Source organism: Streptomyces solicavernae, from assembly GCF_029968095.1.
Classification (GTDB): Bacteria; Actinomycetota; Actinomycetes; order Streptomycetales; family Streptomycetaceae; genus Streptomyces; species Streptomyces solicavernae.
In genome coordinates, this window is sequence record NZ_JASCIR010000005.1 from 240,135 (window position 1) to 266,195 (window position 26,061).

The 26,061-nt window shown below is 70.8% G+C and carries 21 protein-coding genes and 2 pseudogenes; 18 read left to right on the plus strand and 5 right to left on the minus strand.

The genetic code is table 11. The annotated features are described in order from the left end of the window. Positions 1-54: 54 nt before the first annotated feature. Positions 55-1,050, plus strand: a complete 996-nt coding sequence (locus QIS99_RS09215) for a TAXI family TRAP transporter solute-binding subunit (protein WP_282512233.1) — start codon at positions 55-57, stop codon at positions 1,048-1,050. Between the two features lie 29 nt (positions 1,051-1,079). On the opposite strand, the gene QIS99_RS09220 is transcribed toward QIS99_RS09215, so the two are convergent. Then, positions 1,080-2,108: a LacI family DNA-binding transcriptional regulator gene (locus QIS99_RS09220; protein WP_282512235.1), complete on the minus strand. Its 1,029-nt coding sequence runs from the start codon at positions 2,106-2,108 to the stop codon at positions 1,080-1,082. A gap of 209 nt (positions 2,109-2,317) precedes the next feature. On the opposite strand from QIS99_RS09220, the gene QIS99_RS09225 reads away from it, so the two are divergent. The 6 genes from QIS99_RS09225 (at position 2,318) to QIS99_RS09250 (ending at position 12,169) form a co-directional block, all read left to right on the plus strand. Beyond that, a complete protein-coding gene (locus QIS99_RS09225) occupies positions 2,318-3,724 on the plus strand; it encodes an ABC transporter substrate-binding protein (protein WP_282512237.1) in 1,407 nt (468 codons plus the stop codon). 20 nt (positions 3,725-3,744) lie between these two features. After that, positions 3,745-4,740 carry a carbohydrate ABC transporter permease gene (locus QIS99_RS09230; RefSeq protein ID WP_282512239.1) on the plus strand — a complete coding sequence of 332 codons (996 nt, stop codon included), beginning with the start codon at positions 3,745-3,747 and terminating at the stop codon, positions 4,738-4,740. After that, the gene (locus QIS99_RS09235; RefSeq protein ID WP_282512241.1) at positions 4,737-5,684 is read left to right on the plus strand and encodes a carbohydrate ABC transporter permease; all 948 of its coding nucleotides are present in this window, start codon (positions 4,737-4,739) and stop codon (positions 5,682-5,684) included. Before QIS99_RS09230 ends, QIS99_RS09235 begins: the two co-directional genes overlap by 4 nt. 66 nt (positions 5,685-5,750) lie before the next feature. Beyond that, positions 5,751-7,004: a glycoside hydrolase 5 family protein gene (locus QIS99_RS09240; RefSeq protein ID WP_282512243.1), complete on the plus strand. Its 1,254-nt coding sequence runs from the start codon at positions 5,751-5,753 to the stop codon at positions 7,002-7,004. A gap of 27 nt (positions 7,005-7,031) precedes the next feature. Then, complete coding sequence (locus tag QIS99_RS09245) at positions 7,032-9,053, plus strand: endo-beta-N-acetylglucosaminidase (protein ID WP_282512245.1); 2,022 nt, start codon at positions 7,032-7,034, stop codon at positions 9,051-9,053. 95 nt (positions 9,054-9,148) lie between these two features. After that, positions 9,149-12,169 (plus strand): alpha-mannosidase, encoded by a 3,021-nt coding sequence (locus QIS99_RS09250; protein WP_282512247.1) that lies wholly within the window; start codon positions 9,149-9,151, stop codon positions 12,167-12,169. A gap of 75 nt (positions 12,170-12,244) precedes the next feature. Here the strand turns inward: QIS99_RS09250 and QIS99_RS09255 are convergent, their stop codons facing one another. After that, complete coding sequence (locus QIS99_RS09255) at positions 12,245-13,645, minus strand: sensor histidine kinase (protein ID WP_282512249.1); 1,401 nt, start codon at positions 13,643-13,645, stop codon at positions 12,245-12,247. Between the two features lie 8 nt (positions 13,646-13,653). Next, positions 13,654-14,379: a response regulator transcription factor gene (locus tag QIS99_RS09260; protein ID WP_282512251.1), complete on the minus strand. Its 726-nt coding sequence runs from the start codon at positions 14,377-14,379 to the stop codon at positions 13,654-13,656. Positions 14,380-14,721: 342 nt separating this feature from the next. Here QIS99_RS09260 and QIS99_RS09265 point away from each other — a divergent pair, with 342 nt between their 5' ends. The 8 genes and pseudogenes from QIS99_RS09265 to QIS99_RS09295 form a co-directional block, all read left to right on the plus strand. Beyond that, positions 14,722-15,498 carry an amino acid ABC transporter ATP-binding protein gene (locus QIS99_RS09265; protein ID WP_282512253.1) on the plus strand — a complete coding sequence of 259 codons (777 nt, stop codon included), beginning with the start codon at positions 14,722-14,724 and terminating at the stop codon, positions 15,496-15,498. Positions 15,499-15,625: 127 nt separating this feature from the next. Next, complete coding sequence (locus QIS99_RS09270; protein ID WP_282512255.1) at positions 15,626-16,546, plus strand: glutamate ABC transporter substrate-binding protein; 921 nt, start codon at positions 15,626-15,628, stop codon at positions 16,544-16,546. Positions 16,547-16,712: 166 nt separating this feature from the next. Beyond that, entirely contained in the window at positions 16,713-17,360 is a 648-nt protein-coding gene (locus QIS99_RS09275) for an amino acid ABC transporter permease (RefSeq protein WP_282512257.1), read from the plus strand. Next, positions 17,357-18,292 (plus strand): amino acid ABC transporter permease, encoded by a 936-nt coding sequence (locus QIS99_RS09280; protein ID WP_282512259.1) that lies wholly within the window; start codon positions 17,357-17,359, stop codon positions 18,290-18,292. Before QIS99_RS09275 ends, QIS99_RS09280 begins: the two co-directional genes overlap by 4 nt. A gap of 197 nt (positions 18,293-18,489) precedes the next feature. Beyond that, a pseudogene (locus QIS99_RS09285) lies at positions 18,490-20,070 on the plus strand (FAD-dependent monooxygenase); the annotation flags it as partial. Between the two features lie 403 nt (positions 20,071-20,473). Continuing rightward, positions 20,474-20,557, plus strand: a complete 84-nt coding sequence (locus tag QIS99_RS32160) for a putative leader peptide (protein ID WP_349017285.1) — start codon at positions 20,474-20,476, stop codon at positions 20,555-20,557. 155 nt (positions 20,558-20,712) lie between these two features. Then, the gene (locus QIS99_RS09290) at positions 20,713-21,249 is read left to right on the plus strand and encodes a cupin domain-containing protein (RefSeq protein ID WP_282512339.1); all 537 of its coding nucleotides are present in this window, start codon (positions 20,713-20,715) and stop codon (positions 21,247-21,249) included. 107 nt (positions 21,250-21,356) lie between these two features. Further along, positions 21,357-21,725 (plus strand): annotated as a pseudogene (locus QIS99_RS09295) (rhodanese-like domain-containing protein); the annotation flags it as partial. Between the two features lie 188 nt (positions 21,726-21,913). On the opposite strand, the gene recX reads toward QIS99_RS09295, so the two are convergent. Both recX and recA read right to left on the minus strand, forming a co-directional pair. Beyond that, positions 21,914-22,798, minus strand: coding sequence for a recombination regulator RecX (recX, locus tag QIS99_RS09300; RefSeq protein WP_408909511.1), 885 nt, complete (start codon positions 22,796-22,798; stop codon positions 21,914-21,916). Between the two features lie 3 nt (positions 22,799-22,801). Continuing rightward, entirely contained in the window at positions 22,802-23,944 is a 1,143-nt protein-coding gene (recA, locus tag QIS99_RS09305; RefSeq protein ID WP_282512263.1) for a recombinase RecA, read from the minus strand. Between the two features lie 482 nt (positions 23,945-24,426). Between recA and QIS99_RS09310 the strand changes: the two genes are divergently transcribed. From QIS99_RS09310 to QIS99_RS09320, 3 genes are all read left to right on the plus strand, one after another. Further along, positions 24,427-24,576, plus strand: coding sequence for a hypothetical protein (locus QIS99_RS09310; protein WP_282512265.1), 150 nt, complete (start codon positions 24,427-24,429; stop codon positions 24,574-24,576). Positions 24,577-24,596: 20 nt separating this feature from the next. Next, positions 24,597-25,235, plus strand: coding sequence for a LysE family translocator (locus QIS99_RS09315; protein WP_282512267.1), 639 nt, complete (start codon positions 24,597-24,599; stop codon positions 25,233-25,235). 215 nt (positions 25,236-25,450) lie between these two features. After that, positions 25,451-25,933 (plus strand): carboxymuconolactone decarboxylase family protein, encoded by a 483-nt coding sequence (locus tag QIS99_RS09320; RefSeq protein ID WP_282512269.1) that lies wholly within the window; start codon positions 25,451-25,453, stop codon positions 25,931-25,933. Positions 25,934-26,061 lie beyond the last annotated feature (128 nt).

Consider the following 26,061-nt stretch of genomic DNA (forward strand, 5'->3'; position numbering starts at 1 on the left):
CTGAGAGCAGAGGACTCTGGTCGGCGTGCGGGGTCAGCTGGCAGGATCGCGGACATGTCGCAGGCACTCTCCCGGATCAGCAGGCGCCGCGCCCTTCAGGGGTCCGCGGCCGCCCTCGTGGTCTTCGGGCTGCTGGTGTGGTGGCTGCTGCCGCTCGGCGAGGGGTCGCCGGGCGGGAAGGTGGTGTTCAGCACGGGCGTGGAATCGGGCGTCTACCAGCGGTACGGACAACTGCTGCAGGCGGCGGCCGCCGACGACCTGCCCGACCTGGACATCGAGCTCAAGCAGAGCGAGGGCTCGCAGACGAACGTGGCGCGCGTCGCCACGGGCAGGGCCGACTACACGATCGCGGCGGCCGACGCGGTGGAGAAGTACCGCCTGGAGAAGCGCCCCGGCTGGCAGCGGCTGCGCGGCTGCGCGCGGCTGTACGACGACTACGTCCAGCTGGTCGTGCAGCACGACTCGACCGTGACGCGCGCCGCCGACCTGCGCGGCAAGCGGGTCGCCGTCGGCCAGGAGGGCTCGGGCGTACGGCTGATCGCGGAGCGCGTCCTGAAGGCGGCCGGGCTCGACCCGGAGAAGGACGTGGAAGCCAGGCCCAGCGGCATAGACAAGGCTCCGCAGCAGCTGGAGAAGGGGGAGATCGACGCGTTCTTCTGGTCCGGCGGACTGCCCACGACCATCGTGCGGGAGCTTTCGGAGCGCGCGGACATACGCCTCGTACGCCTCGACGACCTCGTCAAGGAGCTGCACCGGCAGGGCGGCGCCTCGCGCTTCTACCGGGCCGCGGTGATGCCCGCCGACGCCTACCCGGACATGCGCGAGAACACCGCGGTGCCGACGATCGCGGTGGCCAATCTGCTGGTCACCACGGACCGGGCGGACGCGGCGCTGGCCGAGCGGCTGACCCGTACCGTGATCGACAGCCGCGATCACATCGGCTCGAAGGTGCACGCCGCGCAGCTGGTCGACCTGCGTACGGCGATATACACCGACCCGCTGTCGCTGCACGAGGGGGCTCGGCGCTACTACCGGTCCGTCAAGCCGTAGCCACGGGCGGGCCACGGGCGCGGGTGCCCTCACCCCGGCCGGCGGCCCGTGCTCTCCCTCGGTTCCAGGTGGGGGAGTTCGGCCTGGATGTCGCGGACGGGCGCGCCGTCGAGTCGGTCGAGGAGCTCCTGCGCGGCGAGCCGTCCGAAACCCGAGGTGTCCCGGACGAGGGCCGTCAGGCGGGGGTGCGTGACCCGGCACAGGGCTGAGTCGTCCCAGGCCACGATGGACAGTTCGGCCGGTACGGCGATGCCGCGCTCGGCGGCGACGGAGGCGCCGGCGACGGCCATCACGTCGTTGTCGTAGATGATCGCGGTCGGCGGCTCGGGCCCGTCGAGGATGCGCCGGGTGGCCTCGGCGCCCTCCGCGTCGGAGTAGTCGGTGGTCACCGAGCGGGCCCCGTCGAGGCCGAGCCGGGCGGCCTCGGTGCGCAGGGAGCTGATCCGGCGCTCGGTGTGGGCGAGCCCCGGCAGTCCGGCGACATGCACGACGCGGCGGTGGCCGAGCCCGTGCAGATGCGCGAGTACGGAGGCCATCGCGGCGGAGTCGTCGGCCCACACCGTGGACAGGGCGGCGGCCTCCTCGCCGGCGGCGGGCGCGCCGATGACGACGGCCGGCAGGCCGAGCGAGGAGAGCAGCGCGGGCCGCGGGTCGTGCGCGCGCGGGTCCACGACGAGGACGCCGTCGACCCGCTTCTCGGCCCACCAGCGGCGGTGCAGTGCGCACTCGGCGTCGATGTCCTCGACCACCTGGAACAGGAGTGCCACCTTCCGGGAGGCGAGCACTTCCTGTACGCCGGAGACGAGTTGGAGGAAGAACGACTCGACGCCCAGGGTGTGTGCGGGCCGCGCGAGGACCAGGCCGACACAGCCCGCGCGTTCGCCGGACAGGGCGCGGGCGGCGCTGTTGGGCTGCCAGCCGAGCTGCTCGGCGACGCGGTGGACGCGGTCCCGGGTGCCCTGCGAGACGCCCGGCCTGCCGTTGAGCGCGAAGGAGACGGCGCTCTCCGAGACCCCCGCACGGCGCGCGATGTCCTTGATGGTGGGGCGACGCGTCATGTTGTGTGCTCCTCGGGCGGCTCTGCGTGTACGGGCTATTTAAGCTAAACCGCATTAGGTCCTCAAGCCCTGCCCAGCCTGAGACCGGTCAACGGCCTGTGAAGAAGCGGCGGTCGAGCCAGAACCATTGACACCGCTAAACCGCATTAGTAGAACTTCGGTTGCGCGCATCAGAGTTGTTTCCGGTCCGAGCAGAGGAGCCGCAAGCCATGCGCATATCCCGTCGAGCAGACCGCCGAGGAGAGCGCCGATCGGCCAGCCGAGGAGACCGTCGAGGAGAGCGCCGATCGGCCAGCCGAGGAGACCGTCGAGGAGAGCGGCGCCGCACAGCCCCCCGCGCCGCCACCACGACCGCGATCGCCACGGCCTGCGCCGCCCTCACCCTGACGGCCTGCGGGGCGCCCGACGGATCCGCCCCGGACAGCGCGTCCGGCAAGGTCGAGGGCACGGTCAGGTTCCAGACCTGGAACCTGCGGACCAACTTCAAGCCGTACTTCGAGGGATTGATCGCCGACTTCGAGAAGAAGTACCCGGGCACGAAGGTCGAGTGGATCGACCAGCCCGCCGAGAACTACGCGGACAAGCTCAGCGCCGACGCCGCCGGCGGCACCCTGCCCGACGTCGTGAACGTCTCCCCCGACCTCGCCGTCCCGCTCGCGAAGGCCGGCCTCGCCCTTGACCTGGACAAGGCGGCGGCCGAGTACGAGGACGAATATCTCGACGGCGCCTGGAAGAGCCATCGGATTCCGGGCATGGAGGGCACGTACGCCTTCCCCTGGTATCTGAACACCGGCCCGATGTTCTACAACAAGAGGCTTTTCGAGGAAGCGGGCCTCGACGCCGAGAAGCCGCCGAAGACGTACGACCAGCTCTTCGCCGACGCCAAGAGGATGGCGGAGCAGAGCGACGGGAGGATCGCGATGCTCGGCAACGCCCCCGCGATCGAGGACTTCGGCCGGTACGGCGTACCGCTCATGGACGAGAAGGGCACGGAGTTCACCTTCGACGACGCCAAGGGCGTGGAACTCCTCAAGGAATACAAGGAGTTGTACCGTGCGGGCGCCCTCGATTCGCAGGCGCTGACCAACGAGGCCGAGGCGACGGGCCGGAAGTTCCAGCAGCAGTCCATCGCCATGAACCCGGGCAGCGCCCTCGACCTGGGCAAATTCAAGAAGGAGGCGCCGAGCCTCTACAAGAACATCGGCATCACGCCCGCCGTCACCAACACCGGCAAGGACAACATGTACGTCCAGGGCGTCATGGTGAACGCGCAGAGCGACGTCAAGCCTGCGGCCGTCGCGTTCGCGCACTTCGTGACCAACGCCGAGAACCAGATGGAGTTCGCGCACGAGGTCACCGTCTTCCCGTCCACGAAAGGCAGTCTCGACGACCCGTTCTTCACCGAGGAGGACGGCACGGACGAGACGCGGGTGCGGGTCGCGGCGGCCAAGTCCCTGAAGACCGCGGTGAATTACACGCCGGTGCTGTTCAGCGACCAGATGAAGACAGTCCTGCGCAATGAGGTCGCCAAGGCCATGCAGGGCGACAAGTCCCCGCGGCAGGCGCTCGCGGACGCCGCCGCGGAGTGCAACCGCCTGCTGAAGGCCGCGGGCTGAGGCGCCGGGACGTACCGCACATGAAACCCACCCGCTCCTTGAAACCCACCCACCCCACGAAACACACCCTCTCCACGAAACCCACCCGCTCCTTGAAACCCACCCACCCCACGAAACGCCCCCTCTCCACGAATCCCACCCGCCCGATCCGCGCCCACCTCCCCACCAGCCCCTGGCTGTTCCTCGCCCCCGGTCTCCTGATCGTCGGCGGCTTCTCTCTCTACCCGTTCGTCTCGACGGTGATCCACTCCTTCACCGACCGGCGGACGCTGGTCGACGGCCGGTACGTGGGCGGCGCCAACTACCAGGAGCTGATCCACGACGACATGTTCTGGACGGGGCTGCGCAATAGCGTCCTGTACGTCCTGGGCGTCGTGCCGCTCCTGGTGGTGCTGCCGCTGCTGCTCGCGCTGCTCGTACAGCGGCAGTTGCCGGGCATCACGTTCTTCCGGTCGGCGTTCTACACGCCGGTGGTCGCCTCCGTGGTGGTCGTCGGCCTGATCTGGGTGTGGATGCTCGACGACCGCGGACTCGTCAACTCCGTGCTCGGGGCGCTCGGCGTGGGCAAGGTGCCGTTCCTCAGCGACCAGTGGCTGCTGCTGCTCAGCGCGATGCTGGTGACGGTCTGGAAGGGCCTCGGCTACTACATGATCATTTACTTGGCGGCACTCGCCAACGTGCCCCGCGAACTGCACGAGGCCTGTTCCGTGGACGGCGCCGGGGCGGTTCGCCGCTTCCTCACCGTGACCGTCCCTGCGGTCCGCTCGACGATGGTGCTGGTCGCCGCGCTCTCCTCGGTCAGCGCCTTCAAGGTCTTCTCCGAGGTCTATCTGATGGCGGGCTCGGGCGGCGGTCCCGGCGGCGCGGACACCACGCTGGTGATGCTGGTCAAGCAGGTCGGCACCGGGCTCAGCGGGCGGGTCGGGTACGCCTCGGCGATCTCCGTGGTGATCTTCGTGATCACCCTCGGCCTGATGCTCCTGGTACTGCGCGCGGGCCGCAAGGAGGACGCATGAGGACGATCACCGCACCTCGGCCCCCGGCGCGCCGCGCGGAACAGCCCCCGACGCGCCGCGCGGAACGCCGCCGCGAACGGATCGCCGAGCAGCGCGAAACGCGGCGGCAGGGCGGACGCCGGCTGCCGGTATGGCAGTGGGTCCTGCGGTACGCGCTGCTCCTCGCGGTCCTCGCCGTGATGATCGGCCCGTTCCTGTGGCAGCTGTCGACCTCCCTGAAGGGACCGACCGAGGACCTCTACAGCTATCCGCCGAAGCTGCTGCCCGGCGACCCCACCCTCGGCAACTACGCGAAGGTCGCCGACCTCATCCCCGTTTGGGACTTCGCCCTGAACTCCCTGAAGGTGGCCACGGCCAACGTCCTCACCAACTGCGCGGGCGCGGCGCTCGCCGGGTACGCCCTGGCCAGGATGCGCTTTGGGGGCCGTAAGGCGGCGCTCGTGGTCTTTGTGACGGCGATGCTGGTGCCGGTCGAGTCGATCATCATCGCCCAGTTCATGACGATGCGGGAGCTGCAGCTCAACAACACCCTGATCGGCGTGGTGCTGCCCGGCTGCATCGGCGCGATGAACGTCCTGCTGATGCGGAACGCCTTCGCCAACCTGCCGTACGAGGTCGAGGAGGCCGCGTACGTGGACGGCGCCGACGCGTGGCAGCGGTTCTGGCGGATCGCGCTGCCCTCGGTGAAGGGGACGCTCGCGGTCGTCGCGATCTTCGCGTTCATGGGGGCCTGGGACGACTTCCTGTGGCCGCTGATCGTGCTGAGCGACCAGGCGAACTTCACCCTCACCATCGGCCTGAACTATCTGCACGGCACGTTCGCGAACGACCAGCGCCTGGTCGCGGCCGGCACGATCATCGCCGTGCTGCCGCTGATCGTGATGTTCGCGTGCCTGCAGCGGTTCTTCTTCCGGGGGGTCGGCGAGGGGGCGGTCAAGGGGTAGCCGCTCGGCGATTTCAGCGCACCGTCGTCCACCGCACCATCGATCGCCCCTCTGGGATTGGACCCCATGTCGTACGTGACCTCCCCCCGCTTCGGCGCCAACTACACGCCCACACGCGGCTGGTTCCACCACTGGCTCGACTTCGATCTGGACGCCGTACGGGCCGACCTCGACTCGATCGCGCAGCTCGGGCTCGACCACATCCGCGTCTTCCCGCTCTGGCCGCTGTTCCAGCCGAACCGCGCCCTGATCCGCCCCCGCGCCGTCGAGCAGCTGGTCGCGCTGGCCGACGCGGCCGCCGAGCGCGGGCTCGACGTGAACGTCGACGGGCTCCAGGGCCACCTGTCCAGCTTCGACTTCCTGCCCGCCTGGACCCGGACCTGGCACCGGCGGAACCTGTTCACGGACGAGGAGGTCGTCGCCGGGCAGGAGGAGTACCTGCGGACCCTCGCCGCCGCGCTCGCCGACCGGCCGAACTTCCTCGGCATGACCGTCGGCAACGAGATCAACCAGTTCTCGTACGACCCGCACCCCGACCCGGACCGCATCACGCACGAGCAGGCAGCGGCGTGGCTGGAGCGGATGCTGGCCGCGTGCGAGGCGGGGGCGCCCGGCGGGTTCCATCTGCACGCCGAGTACGACGCCGCCTGGTACCAGGACGGCCACCCCTTCACGCCCGCCCAGGCCGCCCGGCTCGGCGCCGCGACGGCCGTGCACTCCTGGGTGTTCAACGGCACCGCGCAGCGCCACGGCCGCACCGGCACCGCCACCGAGCACCACGCCGCGTACCTGATCGAGCTGGCCAGGGCCTGGCACACCGACCCGCGGCGGCCGGTGTGGCTGCAGGAGGTCGGGGCGCCCGCGCCGCACATCCCGGCCGGGCACGCCGCGCGCTTCACCGAGGCGACGGTCGCGAACGCCCTGGACTGCGCGCACGTGTGGGGCGTCACCTGGTGGTGCTCGCACGACGTCTCGCGCGAGCTGGCCGACTTCCCCGAACTGGAGTATTCGCTCGGCCTGTTGACGAACGACCGCGCCGTGAAACCGGCGGGCAAGGCCATCGCCGGGATCGTCGAGGAGTGGCGCGGCCGGGCGCACCGGCCCGCTCCCCGTACGACCGCACTCGTCCTGGACACCGGCCCGGTGACCGCGCCCGACCGTTCGGTGTGCGCGCCCGGCGGTGCGTTCTTCGAGGCCTGGGCCGCGCTGACCGCGCAGGGCGTACGGCCCGCCGTGGTCCTCGCCGAGTCCGCGTACGACAAGGACCATCTGGCCGCGCGCGGCATCACCGCGACGGTCACCCCCGAAGAGGTCGACTGACCCTCCCCACCGAGGAGCCCGACAGCCGTGACCCATCACCCCACGCGCCGCACCGTCGTCCTGACCCCGGCCGCCGCTGCCGCGGCCCTGCTCACCCCCGCGACCCGGGCGACGGCCGCCCCGGCGCAGGACGACGACCTGCAGCCGTACGCGTCCTACTGGTTCCCCGACTCGCTCCCGTCCGGCACCCCGGGCGAGGGTGTCGTCTGGCGCTCCCTGCTCGGCTGGACGCCGGAGGGCGACCCGGACCTGGCGTTCAACCGCTCCACCACGCCGCTCGCGGAACGTTTCACCCCGGTCCCGGTGAACGCCTCGGCGCGCGCCGACCGGGCCCGGATCGCCTCCCTGGTGTCGTTCCACCCGACCGCGGGCAACCCGTCGCAGGGCGCCGCCACCGCCGACCACTACGCCCTGACCCACTGGGCGTACCTCGACGAGCTGGTGTTCTGGGGCGGCTCCTCCGGCGAGGGCATCGTGCTCGCCCCGAACGCCCCGGTCGTGGACGCCGCCCACCGCAACGGCGTCCCGGTCCTCGGCAACGTCTTCCTGCCGCCGGCCGCGTACGGCGGTCAGCTGCGGTGGACCCGCGACCTGGTGCAGCGGGACGCGCGGGGCGGCTTCCCGGTCGCCGAGAAGCTGGTGCAGGTCGCGACCGCGTACGGCTTCGACGGCTGGTTCGTGAACGCGGAGACCGACGGCGGGGATCCGGAACTCGGCGCTCATATGCTCGCCTTCGTAGAGGAGTTGAAGCGGCTCGGCGCACCGCACGGGCTGCGTGTCACCTGGTACGACGCGATGACGGCGAACGGCTCCGTCGACTGGCAGAACGAGCTGAACGCCGCCAACCAGGACTTCTTCCTCGCCTCGGACACGATGTTCGTCAACTTCGACTGGAACACCGCGAAGCTCGCCGCCTCCGCGCGGCTCGCCCAGGACCTGGACCGCGGCCGGTACGAGCTGTGGGCGGGCGTCGACGTCGAGTCCGAGGGCCTGCACACCCCCGTGGACTGGGACGCTGTCCTGCCCGCCGGCGCCGACCCGGTCGTGTCGTACGGCTTCTACCGGCCCGAGTGGACCCTGGGCCATCTGCCCGAGGGCCGCACGCCCGGGCAGTTCCACGCCGCCGACGACCGCTTCTGGACCGGCGAGTCCCTCGACCCGGCCCGCCCGGGCGGCAGTTGGCGCGCCCCCGCGTCCGCCGTCGCCGACCGCTCGACCGTGACGGATCTGCCGTTCGCCTGCGCGTTCAACACCGGCCACGGCCTCAAGTGGTACGAGGACGGCCGGGTCCGTTCGGACGCCGCCTGGAACCAGCTCGGCCTGCAGGACCGGCTCCCCGGACGCCGCTGGGTGGTCCGCACCGAGGGCGCCCGCCCGCAGGTCGCCCTGGACTTCGCGGATGCCTGGCGCGGCGGCTCCAGCCTGCTCGTCGACGGCGCCCCGGACGCGCCCGTCACCGTGGAACTGCACGCCGTCCGGCTGCCGTTGAGCACCGCCACGGTCGTCCGGCTCGCGCAGCGCGTGGTCTCCGGCGGGCCGGTGCGCGTCGAGCTCGGCGTGGCCCTGCGGGAGCCGGACCAGGCCGGGGATCCGCAGGCGTACGCGTTCCTGCCCGTGGGGAAGGCAGGCGCCGGGGGCTGGTCCGAGGCGGAGGTGCGGCTCGCCTCGCTCGGCGGCAGCGGCACGGTTCACGGCCTGGCGGTACGGCTCACCGCCTCCGGGCCCGTGCGGTGGCGGCTCGGCGCGCTGGCGGTGCGGGACGCGGAGGAGCAGATCGCGGCGCCCTCGGGTCTACGGGTCGACAAGTCGTCCGGCGATGGACAGTTCCGCCTGTCCTGGCGGCCGTCGCCCACCGCCCCGCGCCACTACGAGCTGCACCGCGTCCTGCCCGACGGCACGCGCCGCTTCCTCACGGGCACCTGCGCGCGGGCCGCGTATGTGAAGGGCCTCGCGGCCGAGCCGGGCGAGAAGGCCGTGACCTTTGAACTGCGTGCGGTGGGCGAGCTCTTCACACCCTCGGAGCCGATTGCCGTCACCCACCCCTGGTAACGCCTACCTGTACGTCCGAAGAGCAGCCGAAAAGCAGCCGAAAAGCAGCCGAAGAGCAGCCGAAGCTCAGCTGAAGCACAGATACGGAGCCCCTCATGCATGACGACCGCGCCCTCGTGGAGGCCCGCCTCAAGCGTGTGCTCGACGAGCGCATCCGTCCCGCCGTGTACCCCGAGTCGGTGCCGCTCACGGTCGAGGCCTGGGTCGCACCCGGTGAGCCGGTGCCGGTGGCCGAGGGCCTGGCGGCCCCGCACACGCCGGTGGAGGTCGGCACGCGGTGGGGGGCTCCGTGGGCGACGACCTGGTTCCGGGTGATGGGCGAAGTCCCCGCCGAGTGGGCCGGGAGGACCGTGGAGGCGGTGCTCGACCTGGGCTTCGACGAGCGGATGCCCGGCTTCCAGTGCGAGGCGCTGGTCTACACGCCGGACGGCGAGCCGGTGAAGGCGGTCAACCCGCGCAACCAGTGGGTGCGCGTCGGCGCCCCGGTGGCGGGCGGCGAGAGCGTCGAGTGGCGGCTTGAGGCGGCGTCCAACCCGGTGCTGCTTGGCGACGACCCGTTCCGTCCCACCGACCTCGGCGACCGGGAGACGGCGGGGGACGAGCCGCAGTACGTCCTGACGCGGATGGACCTCGCGGTCTTCGACGCGGAGGTGTGGGAGCTGGTCCAGGACCTGGAGGTCGTCGGCGAGCTGATGCAGGAGCTGCCGGTCGAGAACGCGCGGCGCTGGGAACTCCTGCGCGCGGTCGGCCGTTGTCTGGATGCGATCGACCTCCAGGATGTGAACGGCACCGCGGCCGCCGCCCGTTCGCACCTCCTGGACGTCCTGGCGTCGCCCGCTGACGCCTCAGCCCACCGCATCAGCGCGGTCGGCCACGCCCACATCGACTCGGCGTGGCTGTGGCCGCTGCGCGAGACGGTCCGCAAGGTCGCGCGTACGACGTCGAATATGACGAATCTCCTGGAGACCGAGGAGGAGTTCGTCTTCGCCATGTCCCAGGCCCAGCAGTTCGCCTGGATCAAGGAACACCGGCCGGAGGTCTATGCGAAAGTCAAGAAGGCCGTCGCCGAGGGCCGCTTCGTACCGGCCGGCGGCATGTGGGTGGAGTCGGACACGAACATGCCGGGTTCGGAGGCGATGGCCCGGCAGTTCGTGCACGGCAAGCGGTTCTTCATCGAGGAGTTCGGCGTCGAGAACGACGAGGCGTGGCTCCCCGACACCTTCGGCTTCGCCGCCGGGCTGCCGCAGATCATCAAGGCGGCCGGTGCCAAGTGGCTGCTCACCCAGAAGATCTCCTGGTCGCAGATCAACAAGTTCCCGCACCACACGTTCCACTGGGAGGGCATCGACGGCACCCGGATCTTCACGCACTTCCCGCCCGTCGACACGTACAACTGCTCCATGCTGGGCCGCGAGATCGCCCACGCGGCACGGAACTTCAGGGACAAGGGCGTCGCGAAGCACTCGCTCGCGCCGACCGGCTGGGGGGACGGCGGGGGCGGCACGACCCGCGAGATGATCGCCAAGTCCCGCCGTCTGAGGTCGCTCGAAGGCTCGGCAACCGTCGAGTGGGAGAAGCCGGCCGAGTTCTTCGCCAAAGCGGAGGCGGAGTACCCGGATCCGCCGGTCTGGGTCGGCGAGCTGTACCTGGAGCTGCACCGCGCCACGCTCACCAGCCAGGCCAGGACCAAGCAGGGCAACCGCCGCAGCGAGCACCTGCTGCGCGAGGCGGAGCTGTGGGCGGCGACGGCGTCCGTCCGCACCACATTCGTTTACCCCTACGAGCAGTTGGACCGCATCTGGAAGACAGTCCTCCTCCACCAGTTCCACGACATCCTGCCCGGCTCATCCATCGCCTGGGTGCACCGCGAGGCGGAGCAGACGTACGCGGCGGTCGCCGACGAGCTGACCGGGATCGTCGAGGCGGCCCAGCGCGCGCTGGCCGGGGACGGCGACACCGAGCTGGTCTTCAACGCGGCGGCGCACGCGCGCGGCGGGGTGGCCTCCGGCGCGGCGGGCCCTCGCGAGCAGACCGGCCAGGTCACCGTGAGCGCCCGCCCGGACGGCGGGCACGTCCTGGACAACGGTCTGCTGCGGGTCGAGATCGACGGGCGCGGACTGGTCGTGTCGGCGTACGACATCGCGGCCGACCGCGAGACGGTCGCGCCGGGCGGGGCGGCCAACCTGCTGCAGCTCCACCCGGACTTCCCGAACATGTGGGACGCCTGGGACGTCGACGCGTTCTACCGGAACGTGGTCACGGACCTGACGCAGGTCGACTCCCTCACAGTGGACGGCGGCGGCGGTTCGGTCACGGTGACGCGCGGCTTCGGCGCGAGCCGGGTCACGCAGACCCTGACGCTGCCGCCCGGCGCGAAGCGCCTGGACATCGACACCGAGGTCGACTGGCGCGAGACGGAGAAGTTCCTCAAGGCGGCCTTTCCGCTGGATGTGCACGCGGAGCGGTACGCGGCGGAGACGCAGTTCGGGCACCTCTACCGCCCCACGCACACCAACACCAGCTGGGACGCGGCCAAGTTCGAGGCGTGCAACCACCGCTTCGTGCACGTGGCGGAGCCCGACTGGGGCGTGGCCCTGGTCAACGACTCGACGTACGGCCACGACGTGACGCGGACGGTCCGCCCGGCGGCTTCCGGGGCGGGCACGACCACCACGGTCCGGCTCTCCCTCCTGCGCGCCCCGCGCTTCCCCGACCCGCACACCGACCAGGGCGTCCACCGCTTCCGCTACGCGCTCGCCCCGGGCGCGACGGTCACGGACGCGGTCCGCGAGGGGTACGCGATCAATCTCCCGGAACGCCGGGTGCCCGGCTCGGCGCCGGTCGAGCCGCTGGTGTCGGTGGACCTCGACTCGGTGGTGGTCAGCGCGGTCAAGCTGGCGGATGACGGGTCGGGGGATGTGGTGGTGCGGCTGTACGAGGCGGGCGGTGGGCGCGCCCGGGCCCGCTTGCGGCTCGGGTTCCCTTCGACTTCGGTCGCAGCGACGGACTTGTTGGAACGCCCCCTCGCGGAGGCACCGGCGTACGAGGTCGACGGCGGTCAAGTGGCCTTGTCCTTGCGGCCGTTCGAGCTGGTGACACTCAGGTTCGTTTGCTGAGTTTCCCTCGCCGGAGGGGCTGAATCTCAGCCTCTCCGGCGTTTGCGGAGCGGGGGTCCGGGGGCGGAGCCCCAGTTACCCACCGGTGCGCGGCACCGTCACCGTCACCCGCAGCCCGCGCGGCTCATTCGGTGCGTACGCGATGGACCCCCCGCCCGCCGCCAGCAACGCCCGCGTGATGGACAGCCCAAGGCCCGACCCCTGCACATTCTGATGCCGCCCGCTGCGCCAGAACCGGTCCCCGATCCGCTCCAGCTCGTCCTCCGTCAGCCCGGGCCCCGCGTCGGCCACGACCACCGTCGCGGACTCGCCGTTCGACGCCACGGTGACCGTGACCGCCTCGCCCGCCGGCGTGAACTTCAGGGCGTTGTCGACCACCGCGTCAAGGGCGCTGGAGAGCGCCACCGGGTCGGCCCACGCGGTCGCCGCCGACAGGCCCTCGCAGCGCAGCTCCACCCCGCGACCCGCCGCCAACGGCCGCCATGCGTCGACCCGTTCGGCCGCCAGCTCCCCGATGTCGGTGAGCCTCAGATCCGCGGGCGCGTGCTCGGCGAGCGCCAGGCCGAGGAGGTCGTCCAGGACCTGCGCCAGCCGCTTGCCCTCGGTGCGTACGGACGCGATCTCCTCGTTGCCGTCCGGGAGTTCGAGCGCGAGCAGTTCGATGCGCAGGAGCAGCGCGGCGAGCGGGTTGCGCAGCTGGTGCGAGGCGTCCGCGACGAACGCCCGCTGCTGTTCGAGGACGTCCTCCACGTGGTCGGCCATCTCGTTGAACGACCGGGCGAGGCGCCGCAGTTCGGGCGGTCCGCCGGCCTCCGCGACCCGGGACTTCAGGCGTCCGGTGGCGATGTCGTGCGTCGTCGCGTCGAGGACCCGTACCGGCTTCAGGACCCAGCCGGTGAGCCGCAGCGCCGCGCCGATCGCGAGCAGCATCGCCGCGGCCTCGCCCGCGATGATGACCCACCAGCCGCGCAGCGTCTCCGAGCGCATCGTGCCGGTGGGCGAGTCGGTGACGACGACCGCGACGACGTCCCCGTCCCGGATCACCGAGGACGCCACGTACAGGCGACGGTCCTGCCAGGGCCAGACCTGCTTCGGGTCGTGGCTGCCGCGCCCGGTGAGCGCCTCCCGGAACGCCTCGTCGCCCTCGCCGCCCTCCGGCACCTGGAAGTTGTCGGCGGTGGCCATGACGTCGCCGTCGCGGTAGAAGACGCCGGCCCTGATGCCGTACACGTCGTGGTACCGGGTCAACTGCTGCTCCAGCGTGACCAGCCGCTCGTCCTTGTGCACCCGCCGCGATCCGGACGGGCGCTCGGTGACGTACTGCGCGAGTCCGGCGAAGCGGGCGGTGTCGTCGATACGGTCGATGACGACCTTCTGCTGCTGGGCCGCGGCGATGCTGACCGCCAGCGGGAAGCCGAGCGCGAGCAGCACACCCGCCATGAGGACGATGAGCAGCGGGAGAAGACGGGTCCGCACGGGGCGGCCTAGCCCTGGGTCGGGGCGACGAGGCGGTAGCCGACTCCGCGCACCGTCTCGATCAGCGCGGGGCTGCGCAGCTTGGAGCGGAGCGAGGCCACATGGACCTCCAGGGTCCGGCCGGTGCCCTCCCAACTCGTGCGCCACACCTCGCTGATGATCTGCTCCCGGCGGAACACCACGCCGGGCCGCTGCGCGAGCAGCGCGAGCAGGTCGAACTCCTTGCGGGTCAGCTGGACGCTCCGCCCGGCCACGCTCACCTGCCGGGTGGGCAGTTCGATGCGTACGGGGCCGAGGTGCAGCGAGTCCTCGCCGGTCCCGGTGGCCTCCTCGGGCACGGTGCGCCGGCTGACGGCGTGGATCCTGGCGAGCAGCTCGCCGGTGTCGTACGGCTTGACCACGTAGTCGTCGGCGCCGAGGTTCAGGCCGTGTATGCGGGAGCGGACGTCGGAGCGGGCGGTGACCATGATGACGGGGGTCGCGGTGCGCTTGCGGATCTTGCCGCAGACCTCGTAGCCGTCCTGGTCGGGCAGGCCGAGGTCCAGCAATACCACCCCGAAGCCGGACTTGGCTGACCTTCCGGGCTTATCGGGATCGTTCCCCTCCGGCGGGAGCAGCGCCCGCAGCGCCTCCTCGCCGTTCCGTGCGTGCACGACCTCGAATCCGTGCCGGGCGAGCACCGCGGAGAGCGCGGCGGCGACATGATCGTCGTCCTCGACGAGCAACAGCCGCATTCCGGCTCCCTTCGGTTCACTCTTCGTTCGGCGGGTTCAGGGACTCTGCGTGCGTGGTCCGCGCGCGCCCCGCAGGAGGCAGGCGCGCTGCATGCGCGCGCCCGCGCGACGCACCAAGGCAGTCACGCCGATGAACGCGCGCCCCGTCAAGGCTGTTCGGGTCACGGCCGGGTTCCGTTATGCAGCCGGTACGGAGCGGGGCGAAGCCGTGGCGTCCCGTTCACGCGGAGTGTCCGGTTGCGGCCGGATCGTTATGCTCAATTTCCCCTCAGATGTAATGACGCTGGTCGTACGGCATTACTACTGTCCTCCTCAACCGAGGAGGATGGAGCCAGAACCCCCATGGCCGAAGTATCAGTGACCAAGGACGCCGCGCCCGCGGCGGACGAGCTGGTCGCGCTGAAGAATGTCAACAAGCACTTCGGCGCGCTGCACGTGCTCCAGGACATCGACCTGACCATCGCCGCGGGCGAGGTCGTCGTCGTCATCGGGCCGTCCGGTTCCGGCAAGTCCACGCTGTGCCGCGCGATCAACCGCCTGGAGACCGTCGAGTCCGGAACCATCACCATCGACGGCAAGCCGCTGCCCCAGGAGGGCAAGGAACTGGCCAGGCTGCGCGCCGACGTCGGCATGGTCTTCCAGTCCTTCAACCTCTTCGCGCACAAGACGGTGCTAGAGAACGTGATGCTGGGCCAGGTCAAGGTCCGCAAGGTGGAGAAGGCGGCGGCCGCGCAGAAGGCGCGCGCCCTGCTCGACCGCGTCGGCGTCGGCACCCAGGCCGACAAGTACCCGGCGCAGCTCTCCGGCGGCCAGCAGCAGCGCGTCGCCATCGCGCGTGCCCTGGCGATGGACCCGAAGGTCATGCTCTTCGACGAGCCGACCTCGGCGCTCGACCCGGAAATGATCAACGAGGTGCTTGAGGTGATGCAGCAGCTCGCCCGGGACGGCATGACGATGATCGTGGTCACCCACGAGATGGGCTTCGCCCGCTCCGCCGCGAACCGCGTGGTCTTCATGGCCGACGGCCGCATCGTCGAACAGGCCACGCCCGACGAGTTCTTCAACAACCCGCGCAGCGACCGGGCCAAGGACTTCCTGTCGAAGATCCTGCACCACTGACGGCCCCGCGGGCGCCCGGGTTCCAGGCCCGCCGCACCCGCAGACGTCCCTGCGCCGGGCCCTCCGCCTGGACGGCCCCCGTCCGCACACGTCTTCTCAGCACCTGACGACACGAAGGATGTGCACCATGAAGCTTCGCAAGTCCGCAGCCACCGCGGCCGTCGTGGCCGCGCTCGCCCTGACGGCCACCGCCTGTGGCGGCAAGCAGGGCTCCGCCGGCGACAAGCCGAAGGGTCCGGACACCTCGGACACCAAGGCCCTCTCGTACGAGGTGAAGAAGAACGTCGAGGTCGACTCCCCGGTCTTCAAGGCGGCCAAGAAGCGCGGCAAGCTGATCATCGGCGCCAAGGCCGACCAGCCGTACCTCGGCTTCGAGGACCAGTCGACCAAGGAGCGCTCCGGCTTCGACATCGAGATCGCCAAGATGGTCGCGGCGGACCTCGGCTTCTCCCCGAAGCAGATCGAGTGGAAGACGGTCGACTCCGGCGCCCGCGAGACCACCGTAGCCAAGGGCGACGTCGACCTGATGATCGGCACGTACACGATCAACGAGGAGCGCAAGAAGCAGGTCGACTTCGTCGGCCCGTACTTCCAGGCCGGCGCCTCCCTCCTGGTCCGCAAGGACGAGAAGGAGATCAAGGGCCCCGAGACCGTGCGCGGCAAGAAGGTCTGCTCGATCGTCGGCTCCACGCCGCTGCAGAACATCAAGAAGCCCAAGTACGGCGCCGAGGTGACCGAGCTGTCCAAGTACTCCGAGTGCGTGGCCCAGCTCCTGCAGAAGCAGGTCGACGCCGTCACCACCGACGACGCGATCCTGATGGGCTACGCCGCGCAGAACGAGGGCAAGCTCAAGGTCGTCGGTGAGACGTTCTCGGACGAGCCGTACGGCATCGGCCTGAAGAAGGGCGACAAGGCGCTGCAGAAGGCCGTCGCGGACGCCCTCACCGCGCACATCGACAACGGCGACTACAAGAAGGCCTTCGAGGCCACCCTCGGCAAGTCCGGCTCCGAGTACAAGGACCCGCCGGCCTTCACCGACCCGAAGTAATGCTCCCCGCCCCGCTCCGTACGCACCCTCGGGCGCTGCGGGGCGGGGCGATCCATGTGCGCCTCGCTGCCGGATCCGTCCCTGTCCGTGTCCCTCGCCCTGTCCCGGGACACCTGGGCCCCGTCGCGAAGACCTGCGACCGTCGCGAACCCCTCGCGGAGAATTCATGAACGTACTGCTCGACAACCTGTCGCTGTTCCGCGAGGGGTTCATCGGGACCCTGGAGTTGACCGGGGCCAGCGCCCTGGTGGCGATGGTGCTCGGCGTGATCATCGCCGGGTTCCGGGTCTCGCCCGTGCCGCCGCTGCGGATATTCGGGGCCCTCTGGGTCACCCTCCTCCGGAACACCCCGCTGACGCTGCTGTTCCTGGTGGCGTTCTTCGTGGTGCCGAAGGTCCTCTTCCCCGACCTCGACTCCTTCCTGCTCGCCGTCTGCGCCTGCGGCTTCTACACCTCCGCGTTCGTCGCCGAGGCGGTGCGCTCCGGCATCAACACGGTGCCGCTCGGCCAGGCCGAGGCCGCCCGCTCCATCGGCATGACGTTCACCCAGACCATGAGCCTGGTCGTGCTCCCGCAGGCCACCCGCACCGTGGTGCCGCCGCTTTCGAGCATCTTCATCGCCCTGACGAAGAACACCGCGATCGCCGGCGCCTTCAACAACGTCGACCTGTTCAACGTCTCCAAGACGCTGAGCAACGACGGCTACGACATCGCGGTGATCTTCCTCTGGATCACTCTCGCGTATCTGATCGTCACGTACGCCATCAACGGTCTCTTCCGGCTGTTGGAGCACCGCCTGGAGGTCGCCCGATGAGCGCGAGCGTTCTCTTCGACGCCCCCGGCCCCAAGGCCAGGGTCCGCAACACCATCTACACCGTCGCCGGCTCGGCGGCCCTCGTCGGCGGCATCGTCTGGGTACTGCTGCGCCTGAACGAGAAGGGCGAGTTCGACCCCGCCCTGTGGGACATCTTCAACTACGCGGGCATCCGCCAGAACATCCTCGAAGCGCTCCTCGCCACCCTGAAGGTGTTCGCGCTCGCCGGTGTCTTCTCGCTGGCCTTCGCGGTCCTGATGTGCGTGGCGCGGCTCTCCGACCACCGGCCGGTGCGCTGGTTCGCGGTCGTCTTCATCGACCTGTTCCGCTCGATCCCGCTGCTGATCACGATCTTCGCCCTGTGGGTGGGCATCCTCGGCACGATGTCCCCGTTCTGGGCGCTCGTCGTCGGTCTGACCATCTACAACGGCTGTGTCCAGGCGGAGGTCCTGCGCGCCGGCATCAACGCCGTCCCGAAGGGCCAGAAGGAAGCGGCGTACGCGATCGGCCTGCGCAAGTACCAGGTCATGACGCTGGTGCTGTTCCCGCAGGCGATCCGCTCGATGCTGCCGACGATCATCAGCCAGCTCGTGGTGACCCTCAAGGACACCTCGCTCGGCTTCATGATCCTCTACCCGGAGCTGCTGCACTCGGCCCGCCTGATCGCCAACAACACGCCCGTCAACGGCGTGTACCCGTTCGTCCAGACGGTCGCCGTCTTCGGCGCGATCTACATCGGGCTGTGCCTGGTCCTCTCGTGGCTGGCCACGTGGATCGAGAAGCGGGGGCGGAAGGCGAAGTCCGGCATCACGGTCGCCTCGGCCAAGGAGCCGGCCGCGTCCGAGGTGGCCCCGGCGCCCGGAGCACCCGTCGCCGCCGACCCGCTGGACGAGACCGTCGTCGTCGACAAGGCGCAGGACAAGGACAACTGACGGACCGTCGGAGATCCTGAACCACCGGAGGCAGCGGCGTCACGTCGCTGCCTCCGTCACTTGACGCAAGCACCGGCAATGGGTTGCATACGTTCTGTGATCGCGCACCCTGCCCCAACTGCCAGTCCCAGCATGCCCTTCAAGGCCTCTCCCCAGGCCACTCCCGAGGTCCTCTCCCTGGCAGGAGGCGCCGCGCCGTGGACCCGGTGATCGTCGTCGGAGCGGGACCCGTAGGGCTCACCCTCTCCCTCGCACTCGCCCACGCGGGCGTCCCCTCGGTCGTCCTGGACGAGAGCCCCGGCAACGACGAACAGCGCCCGGCCCGTACGGCGGTACTCCGCGAGGACACCGCCGACCTGGCCGCCCGGCTCACGGGACGCGACTTCTCCGACGCCCGCTGGGCCGGCTGGCGCTCCTACCGCCGCAAGCAGGAGATGCGCCGGCACGTCTTCACCGTCGACGAGGTGAGCCCCGCCCCCGTCCACCTCGCGCAGCACACCCTCACCGCCGCGCTGCGCGAGGCCGTCGCCGACGAGCGGCTCGTCCGGTTCGCCCCGGGCAGCCGCCTGGACGCCGTCGAGCAGGACGCCCGCGGGGTGTCCGCCCACACCCGTGGCCCCAAGGACGCCTGGTGGCGCGGGAGTTACCTGGTCGGCTGCGACGGCCCCCGCTCGACCGTGCGCAAGCTCCTCGGTATCCGCTTCCCCGGCCGCACCTCCGTCGAACGGCACGCCGTCGCCGCCCTGCGCGCCGACCTGCCCTGGCCCGGCGAGGCCGTACTGCACCGCCTGCCGCCGTGGCCGGGCGCCGCCGCCGAGATCACCGCCCGCCCGCTGCCGGAGGGCGCCTGGCGGCTCGACTGGCTGCTGCCCGCCCGCAGCGAACTCGTCACTCCCGAAGTTCTGTTGTCAAAGATCCGTGACACTCTGGCCGGCTGGTGCGGTGGCAGCACCCCGCCGTACGACCTGCTCGACACCGGGGTCCACACCGTGCACCACCGTCTCGCCCGCAGCTGGCGCTCGCGCCGCTGTTTCCTCGCCGGGGACGCCGCCCATCTGCTCGGCGCCCTCGGCACCCAGGGCGTCGACGAGGGCCTGCGCGACGCCGACAACCTCGCCTGGAAGCTCGCCCAGTGCTGGCACGGGGCCGCGTCCGACGCCCTCCTCGACAGCTACCAGACCGAGCGCCGCAGCTCCGTCGCCGCCCGCCTGCGCGCCGCCGACCAGGCCCTGCCGATACTGCGCGGAGGCGGCGGCCTGCGCGCTTACGTCCCGGGCACCGCCCGCGGCCACGACGCCCTGCTCACCGACGGCCACGTGGGCCGTGGCCCCCTCGGCACTCCTCCTTCGTACGCCAACTCCCCTCTGTCGCCCGACACTCCACCGCCGTCCGCGGTCGGCACCGTCACACCGCCCGGCGCCCCGGTGGCCGATGTGCCGGTCACCGTGCCCGACGGCTCCACGGCCCGGCTCCGCGACCGGCTGGGCCGCGGCCGCTTCCTCGTCGTCCTCGTCGCCCCCGGCACCGGCGTATGGGAACGCCGGCACTGGATGTCCGCCGGAGTCATGCCCCGCCTGGCGGCCGCCGTGACCGCCCTGCCGGTACGCGGCGAACTCCTCGTCGCCGAGCACTATCCCGGCGCCGGTGCCCACACCGTCCTCCTCATCCGCCCCGACGGCCACCTGCTCACCGCCCTCACCGGGGTCCGCCCGGCCGAGCTGTACGCCGCGGCGGACACGGCGCGCGGCGGGTCGGCGGGGGGCGGGTCGGCAGGGGGCGGGTCGGCAGGGGGCGGGTCGGCAGGAGGCGGCGGTTCGGGTTCGGGCATCGATGTTGAGGGTGAAGCCGGGGTCGGGGTTGACGCCGGGGTTGAGGTAGACGTCGAGCCCGACGCGGGCAACGACGCTGGTACAGGTACGAGTACAGGTACGAGTACGAGTACGGGTACGGGTACGGGTACAGGTACGGGTACAGGTAGGGGTAGGGATACGGATACGGATACAGGTACGGGCACAGGGACAGGTACAGGTGCAGGTACAGGTGCAGGTACAGGTACCGGCAGAGGCGACGACCGCCGCTGACCTGCCGCGCGCGGGCGCCGGTCCTACCTCCGGCACCCGATCGCTCCCACTCACCGGACACCGTTTGACCCGGGCCGAGCCGCGTGCTGTACTCCGCCCCATGACCGACACCAGCCGAAGCCTCTGGCGACGGGTCCACATGGACCTCGTCCGCTACGCGGGCTGCGTCTGTCGCACGTCCTGATCTCGCCCTTCCTCTCGCGCACCCCGCCCCACGCACCAGCGGTCCACCTGCTGGCCGGCGGCGGCCTACCTGCGCGTCCCCCGCGACTTCTCAGGACGGCACCCGTGTCTTCGACGACCACTTCCGCAGCCCCGGCCGCGCATTCGGCTTCGACCATCCCCCCTCCCGGCTCTGCCCCCTCCGGAGAGCCCGCCGCCCCTGCTCCCACTCCGGCCCAGCTCCTCGACTTCGTGCGCCGCACCGCCGCCGACGCCGAGCTGATCGCCTCGCTCCCCCTCGACCCCGAGGGCCGCACCTGGGTACGGCTCGAAGGCCCCAGTGGCAGTGAGGCGTGGCTGATCGGCTGGCCGCCCGGCACCGGCACCGGCTGGCACGACCACGCCGAGTCGGTCGGCGCCTTCACCACGGCCCGGGGCGAGTTGACGGAGAACTCCCTCGCCGTCCGGCTGCCCAGTGAGGGCTGGAGGACCCTCGAACTCGCCGCCGACGTCGACCACCGGCGCGCCCTGCCCAACGGCCGGGGCCGCGCTTTCGGCACCCACCATGTGCACGAGGTCCTCAACGAGTCGACCACCGAGCACGCCGTCTCCGTACACGCCTACTATCCCCCTCTCCCCTTGATCCGCCGCTTCAGCCGTACCGGCACGGTGCTCAGGCTGGAGCAGGTCGAACAGCCGGAGGACTGGCAGTGACCACCCCTACCCCAGCGTCCGCGCCCACTCCCCCATCCGCGCCCACTCACACGCCCACTCCCGGGGGCGCCCCGGCCCGCGAGCCGGTCCGTGCCCAACCCCTTTCCATCGACGCCCACTTGGAGCGTGTCCGCGAGGGCCTCGACCGCATCGGCCCGCAGGCCGCGCACACCGTCGCCGAGGCCGGCGAGGCCCTGCTCGTGGACATCCGGTACGCCGAGCTCCGCGAGCGCGACGGCCTGATTCCCGGCGCCCTGGTCGTGGAGCGCAACGAGCTGGAGTGGCGCCTCGACCCGCAGGGCAGCCACCGCTTGCCGGAGGCGACCGGTCACGATGTGCACGTCGTGGTGGTCTGCAACGAGGGCTACGCGTCCAGCCTCGGCGCCGCCTCGCTCAAGCAGTTGGGTCTGTACCGCGCCACCGACCTGATCGGCGGCTTCCAGGCCTGGCGCGCGGCAGGCCTGCCGGTCAGTGCCCCTGCCTCTGCCACTGGTACCCCCTCTGCCACTGCCACTGGTACCCCCTCTGCCTCTGCTTCTGCCTCCGCCACCGCCCCTGGTGCCGCCTCTGTCTCTCCCCCTGTCTCTCCTCCTGCCCCTGCCCCTCCACCTGCACCTGCACCTGCCCCTGCCGACTCGGTCTGACCCCGGCCCCGGCCTCCGCCTCAGAACCCCCCGTACTCCAAGTCGGCTGTCTCTTCCCCCTCTTGTTCCAGTGCTTGACGCACCACGCGCAGGGCCATGCCCTCCGGGTAGCCCTTGCGGGCGAGCATTCCCGCGAGGCGGCGCAGGCGCTTGTCCCTGTCGAGGCCTCTGGTCGAGCGCAGTTTGCGGGCGACCAGGTCTCGCGCTGTGGCTTCCTCCTGTTCGGAGTCGAGCTGCTCCATGGCCTCGTCGATGGCCGTGGAGTCGACTCCCTTGGTGCGCAGTTCGCGTGCGAGTGCGCGGCGGGCCAGGCCTCGGCTGTGGTGCCGGGACTCCACCCAGGCTCCCGCGAACGCCGTGTCGTCGATGAGGCCGACCTCCTCGAATCGGGAGAGGACCTCCTCCGCGACATCGTCGGGGATCTCGCGTTTGCGCAGTGCGTCGGCGAGTTGCTTGCGGGTGCGCGGGGTGCCGGTGAGCAGGCGAAGGCAGATGTTCCGTGCCCGCTCCTCCGGTGGCAGGTCGCGCTCCCGTGTACGCGATTCCCCCTTCCCGGCCCTCGACGGGTCGGGGGAATCGCTGTCCTGTTGCCCGGCGTCGCTGCCGCTGCCGCCACTCCGGCCTCGGGCAGGGGAGCGCTCTCCGCGGCCGCCCCGACCGCCCCGGCCTCTCCTGCCGCTCGGGCCGCCTCTCCCCGCGCGACCACCGGAGCGGTCGGAGTCCTCGCCGGTGCCGAACTCCTGGGTGTGACGCCCCAACTCCTCGTCACCGCCGAAGAGTTCGCCGTCATCACCGTCACCGAAGGCGCGCCCCCGGAAGAGCTGCCCGCCCGGGCTCTGGCCGTCGCAGGGACCGTCGAGGTGCCCGTCGAGGGGCTCCTCCGGCCAGTCCGTTCGCCGTACCACGGCTCAGCTCTTGGCCGTGGCGGCCTTGGTCGGCTTGGCCTTGGTGGCCGGTGCGGGCACCGACTTGGCCGCGTCCTTCGTGTCCTTGGCGTCCTTGTCGGCTGCCGCGTCCACGGTCGCCGCGTCCGTGCCGGATTCGCCCTCGCCGGGCTTCACCCCGACGCCCAGCTTCTCCTTGATCTTCTTCTCGATCTCGTTGGCGAGATCCGGGTTGTCCTTGAGGAAGTTGCGGGCGTTCTCCTTGCCCTGACCGAGCTGGTCGCCCTCGTACGTGTACCAGGCGCCGGCCTTGCGGACGAAGCCGTGCTCCACGCCCATGTCGATCAGGCCGCCCTCGCGGCTGATGCCCTGGCCGTAGAGGATGTCGAACTCGGCCTGCTTGAAGGGCGGCGCCACCTTGTTCTTCACGACCTTGCAGCGGGTGCGGTTGCCGACCGCGTCCGTGCCGTCCTTGAGGGTCTCGATGCGGCGGATGTCGATGCGCACCGAGGCGTAGAACTTCAGGGCGCGGCCACCGGTCGTGGTCTCCGGCGAGCCGAACATCACGCCGATCTTCTCGCGGAGCTGGTTGATGAAGATCGCGGTGGTCTTGGACTGGTTCAGGGCGCTGGTGATCTTCCGCAGCGCCTGGCTCATCAGGCGAGCCTGCAGACCCACGTGCGAGTCGCCCATCTCACCCTCGATCTCCGCGCGCGGAACCAGGGCCGCCACGGAGTCGATGACGATCAGGTCGAGCGCGCCGGAGCGGACCAGCATGTCGACGATCTCAAGGGCCTGCTCACCGTTGTCCGGCTGGGACAGGATGAGGTTGTCGATGTCGACGCCGAGCTTCTTCGCGTACTCCGGGTCGAGGGCGTGCTCCGCGTCCACGAACGCCACTTGGCCGCCGGCCTTCTGCGCGTTGGCCACGGCGTGCAGCGTCAGCGTCGTCTTACCGGAGGACTCCGGTCCGTACACCTCCACCACACGGCCGCGCGGGATGCCGCCCACGCCGAGCGCGACGTCCAGCGCGGTCGATCCGGTGGGGATGACCTCGATGGGTTCGTTCGGCCGCTCGCCCATGCGCATCACGGCGCCCTTGCCGAATTGCCGTTCAATCTGTGCGAGCGCGGCGTCGAGCGCCTTCTCGCGGTCGGTTCCTGCCATGGGTTCCACCCGATTTGCTTGAGTCGATCGCTTCACGTCCAAGACGCTATCCCCTGCCACTGACAATGCGCCTCGACGTCGGCCCCGGCCTGTGGATAACTCACCGGAACCCCCGAGATTCCGGGGCTGGAGTGGTGCCGGAACCCCCCATAAGAATGGATGTTCGATTTACGTGTCAAGCGCACCACCCGGCCCACACGCGCCGCCGTCGACACTTGATCTCGGCGGGAAGCGCGATGGAACGCGATGGGAAGATGTGGCGCAGGTGTGGGACGAGGATGTCGGTCGCGATTCGGGATGCCGGACGCGATGCGGGATGTGCTGCGGCTCGTCTCCCGACTGGCCCGCGACCGTACACTGCCGCGCGGCACCCGCCGGTTGTTGTGGCTGCTGGCCGGCCGTCTGGCCTTCCCCCAGCGACCTCGTGCGCGACTTCGCCCCCCTTTCTCGGCTACGCGGACGACGCGCTCGCCATCGCCCTCGTGCTGCGCACCGTCATCCGCGAGGCCGGGCCCGAAGCGCTTGAGCGGCACTGGCCCAGCACTGAGGACGGCCTGAACGTGGTGCGCCGCCTGTGCCGGGTTCCGGCCACCCCGGCCGAGGGGCTGACGTCGCCTGCGGGCCGGAGCTGAGCGCCTGCGAGACTCGACCCATGTTCGTTCAGCTTCTCGCGGCCACGGGTGTGCTCACCGTCCTGACCATGGTGCCCGGCCCGGACATGGCGGTCGTGACGAAGCGGGCCATCGCGTCCGGCTGGCAGGACGGCCTGCGCACGGTCGGGGGGATCGCGGCGGGACTGCTCGTCTGGGGCGCCCTGACCGTGGCCGGCCTGGCCGCCGTCCTGGCCGCGTCGAGCACTGCCTACACGATCGTCAAGTTCGCGGGTGCCGCCTATCTCGCGTTCCTGGGCGTCCAGGCGTTGCTGCAGAGCCGGCGCAAGCGGTCGGCGGCCGCGGGAGACGGTGCCTCGCCCTCTCCGGCGCCCGCGCCCGCGTCGGGCAGTCCGTGGCGCACGGGGCTGGTCAGCAATGTCTTCAACCCGAAGATCGCGGTTTTCTACACCGGCCTCCTGCCCACGCTTGCGCCGAGCGACGTGGCGCCGCACTTGGGCATGACACTGCTGGTGCTCGTCCACGCGGCCCTCACGCTCGCCTGGCTCGGCGGCTACGTGCTGGTCCTGGCCAAGGCCCGCCCCTTCTTCGAGAGGCCTGTCGTACGACGCGCCATGGATCGCGTCACCGGGGTCGTCCTGATCGGTTTCGGGGTCAAGGTGGCCACCTCTCAGCCGTGAGCACCGGCACCTCCCAGCCATGAGCACCGTCAGGAGGCGGCTCTCCCCGAGGTGAGGCCGTGTCTGCTCGTCGACGGCGACATCCACGTTCCTCGCCGCGGGCCGAGTCGCGTGACCCACATCACACATGGGGATGTCACAACTCGCGGGCTGCCCAGCGTCGTACGGGTGCTGGCAAGCACCGACGAGGACAGACGAGGACACAGGAGTCCACCATGGAAGCTCGACTGAACGTCATGGCAAGCCCGGTCGCCGCCAAGGCCCTGAAGCATCTCATCGCCGCAGGCCAGGTGCTCAAGGAGTCGTCTCTTCCGTCGGCGACGCAGGAGCTGGTGAAGATCCGGGCCAGCCAGATCAACGGCTGTTCCGGCTGCCTGGACATGCACACCAAGGAGGCGGCTGCGGCCGGTGAGACGTCGCTGCGGCTGAACCTGATCGCGGCGTGGCGTGAGGCCACCGTGTTCACCGATGCCGAGCGTGCGGCGCTGGAGCTGACGGAGGAGGGCACCCGGATCGCGGACGGCGCCGGTGGCGTCCCGGACGCGGTGTGGGCGAACGCCGCCCAGCACTACGACGAGGACCAGCTTTCTGCTCTGGTGACCTTGATCCTCGTCATCAACGCCTTCAACCGCGGCAATGTCATCACCCAGCAGCCCGCGGGGAGTTACCAGGTCGGCCAGCTCGCCCCGGCCAGCTGACGAGGCGCCGTTCCGTCAGGCGAGGGCGAACACCGCCACGTCATAGCGCTCGTTCACCGCCTCCGGCCGGTCGCACCCATCCGTGCGACCGGCCGCCGGACCGGGCCCCACACGGCTACGGAGGACAG

Excerpts from the sequence above, each read along its gene's own strand:
- QIS99_RS09260 (WP_282512251.1), bottom strand. The coding sequence starts at position 14,379 with ATGCGGCTGTTGCTCGTCGAGGACGACGATCATGTCGCCGCCGCGCTC.
- QIS99_RS09230 (WP_282512239.1), top strand. The coding sequence starts at position 3,745 with ATGAAACCCACCCGCTCCTTGAAACCCACCCACCCCACGAAACACACC.
- QIS99_RS09235 (WP_282512241.1), top strand. The coding sequence starts at position 4,737 with ATGAGGACGATCACCGCACCTCGGCCCCCGGCGCGCCGCGCGGAACAG.
- QIS99_RS09275 (WP_282512257.1), top strand. The coding sequence starts at position 16,713 with ATGAACGTACTGCTCGACAACCTGTCGCTGTTCCGCGAGGGGTTCATC.
- QIS99_RS09220 (WP_282512235.1), bottom strand. The coding sequence starts at position 2,108 with ATGACGCGTCGCCCCACCATCAAGGACATCGCGCGCCGTGCGGGGGTC.
- QIS99_RS09265 (WP_282512253.1), top strand. The coding sequence starts at position 14,722 with ATGGCCGAAGTATCAGTGACCAAGGACGCCGCGCCCGCGGCGGACGAG.
- QIS99_RS09250 (WP_282512247.1), top strand. The coding sequence starts at position 9,149 with ATGCATGACGACCGCGCCCTCGTGGAGGCCCGCCTCAAGCGTGTGCTC.
- QIS99_RS32160 (WP_349017285.1), top strand. The coding sequence starts at position 20,474 with ATGACCGACACCAGCCGAAGCCTCTGGCGACGGGTCCACATGGACCTC.
- QIS99_RS09320 (WP_282512269.1), top strand. The coding sequence starts at position 25,451 with ATGGAAGCTCGACTGAACGTCATGGCAAGCCCGGTCGCCGCCAAGGCC.
- QIS99_RS09215 (WP_282512233.1), top strand. The coding sequence starts at position 55 with ATGTCGCAGGCACTCTCCCGGATCAGCAGGCGCCGCGCCCTTCAGGGG.
- recA (WP_282512263.1), bottom strand. The coding sequence starts at position 23,944 with ATGGCAGGAACCGACCGCGAGAAGGCGCTCGACGCCGCGCTCGCACAG.
- QIS99_RS09240 (WP_282512243.1), top strand. The coding sequence starts at position 5,751 with ATGTCGTACGTGACCTCCCCCCGCTTCGGCGCCAACTACACGCCCACA.
- QIS99_RS09280 (WP_282512259.1), top strand. The coding sequence starts at position 17,357 with ATGAGCGCGAGCGTTCTCTTCGACGCCCCCGGCCCCAAGGCCAGGGTC.
- QIS99_RS09315 (WP_282512267.1), top strand. The coding sequence starts at position 24,597 with ATGTTCGTTCAGCTTCTCGCGGCCACGGGTGTGCTCACCGTCCTGACC.
- QIS99_RS09270 (WP_282512255.1), top strand. The coding sequence starts at position 15,626 with ATGAAGCTTCGCAAGTCCGCAGCCACCGCGGCCGTCGTGGCCGCGCTC.
- QIS99_RS09225 (WP_282512237.1), top strand. The coding sequence starts at position 2,318 with ATGCGCATATCCCGTCGAGCAGACCGCCGAGGAGAGCGCCGATCGGCC.